Origin of the sequence: Nocardioides daeguensis (assembly GCF_019192965.1) — a bacterium.
GTDB classification, from domain to species: domain Bacteria; phylum Actinomycetota; class Actinomycetes; order Propionibacteriales; family Nocardioidaceae; genus Nocardioides; species Nocardioides daeguensis.
Genome location: NZ_JAHTKU010000034.1, coordinates 1 through 3625, shown reverse-complemented (window position 1 = coordinate 3625; position 3625 = coordinate 1). Strand labels below are relative to the sequence as shown.

2 protein-coding genes and 1 pseudogene are annotated in these 3625 nt (G+C 67.5%); all 3 read left to right on the top strand.

Annotated elements, in window-relative coordinates:
- Positions 1 to 560 precede the first annotated feature (560 nt).
- The 3 genes and pseudogenes from KU893_RS22360 (at position 561) to KU893_RS22350 (ending at position 3502) form a co-directional block, all read left to right on the top strand.
- Positions 561 to 1136 carry a hypothetical protein gene (locus KU893_RS22360; RefSeq protein ID WP_218237011.1) on the top strand — a complete coding sequence of 192 codons (576 nt, stop codon included), beginning with the start codon at positions 561 to 563 and terminating at the stop codon, positions 1134 to 1136.
- A gap of 810 nt (positions 1137 to 1946) precedes the next feature.
- Entirely contained in the window at positions 1947 to 2534 is a 588-nt protein-coding gene (locus KU893_RS22355; RefSeq protein WP_308167242.1) for an SDR family NAD(P)-dependent oxidoreductase, read from the top strand.
- A gap of 71 nt (positions 2535 to 2605) precedes the next feature.
- Positions 2606 to 3502 (top strand): annotated as a pseudogene (locus KU893_RS22350) (helix-turn-helix domain-containing protein).
- The last annotated feature ends 123 nt before the right edge of the window (positions 3503 to 3625 follow it).

Sequence of the window (3625 nt, the reverse complement as noted above, 5' to 3'; positions counted from 1 at the left end):
CGGCGGCGCAACCAAGGACCGAAGTGGAAGAGCCGGTGCAGGCCGGCAGGTCAGCCACGCCAACGGCCTGGCTCCCACAACGATCTAGTGAAATCACCGATCAAGAATCAACGGCGGTGGATCAGGGTTCAGTAGCCCACTGAACAGGTTGCTACTGACTAGTAACTGCTCGGGATCTGTGAGCCTCGTGTGGGTCTCGGCCGGCCGCGACGACTGCTGCTCCGACCACATCAGGCTACGCCGGATAGTTCAACACGTGCAATGAACCGCCCTGAAACACAAGAACCTTCGCCAACGTAGTCCTGCCGCTCCCGCGCAACCCCTAGGTTGAACCAGTGAACCGAAGCACCCTCGCGGGCATGGCCTCGATTGCGACCTCAGCCACTCTCCTGCTCTCAGGTTGCGGTGGAGACCCCGGTGACGCTTCGGACAAGCAACCGACCGCGACAGCCAGCTCCACCGAATCGACCGCAGACTCGACTACTGACGCATCGTCACCGACGCCGTCTCCGGAGTCGTCGGCTGACCCGGCCGACGTCGCCATCGCCGAGGCGTCGTTGTTGAAGTTGGCCGACTTCCCGGCAGGTTGGCAAGCGGTCCCGAAGGACGACGAGGACGACGACGAGGCGACCGAGAAGCGGATCGCCGAGTGCGTGGGTGTCGACCATGGCGACCTGTACGGCGACGAGCCCTCTGCGGAGTCGCCCGAGTTCACCAACGAGGACGAGGAGACTATCTCGTCGAAGGTGGTGGTGATGGCGTCGGCCGACGAGGCATCCGACGGGTTGGGCATCGTGGCGAGCGAGACCTACCGGACGTGCATCTCGGGCGAGGTGGCGACGTCGGTGGAAGAGTCCATCAAGGGGGAGGGCGCCTCGGTCGGCGAGATCTCGCTCAACGAGGTGTCGGTCGGTCAACACGGCGACGAGGTCACCGCGTTCCGCGTCGAGATTCCCTTCGAGCTCAACGGTTTCGAGGCCACGGCGGCGCTCGACTTCGCGATCGTCCGCGTCGATCGAGCGCTGGTCCAGCTCACCGGCTACCGGATCAGCGTGGGCTCGCTCACGACCGACGACTATGTGACGTACCTCGACCTGGCGACCAAGCGCACCCAGACGGCTCTGAAAGCGGCGTAGACGCCACCTCGCTCTGAGCGCTCTCGCCCTCATCTCGAGGATAGGGGAGTCCTATCTATCCCCGAACCTGGAGCGGGCGCCGGCCCTCGCCGGGGCCGCGGAATTCACGCACTATGGGTGATGCACTGACCACGCCCCAATGCACATCCCGCTGCCTCGCCTCTGATCGCATCCGTCCGGTCCAGTGCCGGACCGTCGTCCCCGGCGCAGCGACGAGCCGATTCACCAGACAGATGCGAGCCGTCGGAAGCACCGCAGAGAACAGAGCAAACAGAATCGAGTAGGGCGGAGCGCTCGGCGGGCTCGCTGCGCCTGCGCCGCCCTGGCGTGTGGGAGATCCGGATCGCGGTCGGCCGCGACCCGGTCGCCGGGACACCGCGTCAGCGGTCCTTCACCGTCCACGGCACGCAGGCCAACGCCGAGGCGTACCGTGACCGGATCCTGGCCGAGGCCGCTGCTGCGCGACTGCCCTCAGCCCGCACCTCGACCTTGCCCGGTTGCTGCACGCGTGGCTCGAAGCGGAGCAGGACTGGAAGCCCTCGACCCGTGTCGGGTACCGGTCCGTGGTCCGGTTCCTGACCGCCGATCCGATCGGCCGACACCGCGCGGCTGGGCTGACTCCGCAGGTCGTCCGCACCGCCACTGCGGGGTGGGAACGCGACGGCGCTGGCATCGCCGTGATCGGCGGTCGGCTCCGGGTGCTGCGCGCCTCACTGACTTGGGCGTGGAACGAACGGATCCTGCCCCTGCACCCGCTGCGAGGGATGCGCGGTCCCGGCCGCCCCGCGCCACGCCGGCCGCTGCCCGACGGTGCCGTCAGTGCGCTGCTCACGGCTGCCGAAATGCGACTTCTCGCCGCTGTCCGCGATCGGCGCCACCAAGCGGCACTGGTACCGGCTCGCTCAGCTGGCGCTCCCTCACATGCGCGCGCAGCGCGCCGGGACGATCGTGAACATCACCTCCATGGGAGGCAAGATCTATACCCCGCTCGGCGGGTGGTATCACGGCACGAAGTTCGCCCTCGAGGCGCTCAGCGACTGCCTGCGAATCGAGGTCGCCCCGTTCGGCATCAACGTCGTCGTCATCGAGCCCGGCGGAATCGCCACCGAATGGGGCGGCATCGCCGCCGACCACCTCGACAACACCATCGGCTCCAGCGCGTACAAGAAGCAGGCGACGGCAGTCGCGAAATCCCTGCGGTCCGAGGCGAACGCGAACCGCAACTCACCGCCCACCGTGATCTCCAACGCCATCGGCAAAGCCGTCACCGCAATGCGCCCCAAGACCCGCTACGCCGTGGGATTCGGCGCAAAGCCCCTCATCGCGGCCCGCAACATCCTCACCGATCGCCAGTTCGACGCGCTGATCACCCGCGCCACAGGCCTGCCGCGCGACTGAGCCACCCCGGGCAACATCTGAGCCGCTTCTCTACTGCCCACACTCGAGTGCCCAGGAGCAGGGCGGACACGATGACACACAAGAACGTGCCGCTGACCCCAGAAGGCCGCAAGCGACTCGTCGAACGCTGCCGCGCCCGCCCGATCGCGCATTTGGCCGCCGAGATGGGGATCTCGCGGGCGACTGCGTCGAAGTGGGTGACCCACTACAAGCAGTTCGGCGAACACGGCGTCTACGACCGTTCCTCTGCTCCGATCGGGCAGCGACCGCAACACCCGGCGAGACGGTGGCGCGGATCGAGGAGCTGCGTCGGGAGCAGAAGTGGCCGGCATCTCGAATCGCCTTCGAGCTGCGCGCGGACGGCGTTGCCGTCAGCCGGCGCACGATCACCCAGCACCTGGCACAGCTCGGGCTGAACCGCCGCCGGTTCATCGACCCGAACGGCGAGAACAACCGAGAGGTCAAGACGATCACCGCCAAGCATCCCGGGCACCTGGTGCACCTGGACGCGAAGAAGGTCGGACGTATCCCCGACGGCGGCGGCTGGCGGGTACGCGGCAAAGACAGCCCCGAAGCCCGGGCGGCTGCCCGCGCGAAGACCCGCGGGGCCGCGAGCCGGGTACGCATACCTGAACTCCGCGATCGACGGGCACACGCGTCTCGCCTACACCGAGTCGCTGGAGAACGAACAGTGCCCGACCGCCGTCGCGTTCCTGAACCGCGCCCGGGACTGGTTCGCCCAGCACGGGATCGTGAAGATCGAGCGGATCATCACCGACAACGGCGCCTGCTACCGCTCCAGCGCCCTCGTCGCCGCCCTGGGCGGTGCCGAGCACCAGCGCGAGCAAGCGCTCAAGACTTGGAACCTGCACTACAACTACCACAGGCCCCACGGCGCACGAGTCGTGGACCCGCCCGCATCCACTACCCCGCAACGCGTCAACAACGTCCTGGCCTCATACAACTGATATGTAGCGGCTTCCTGTCAAGAGGCAGGGTGAGGCGCCCGTCCCCGATGGTGGGGGCGGGCGCCTCTGGTTTCGTTGACGTTGTCGATGGTGAGCGTGTCGTTGGCGACGCGCGGTCAGACT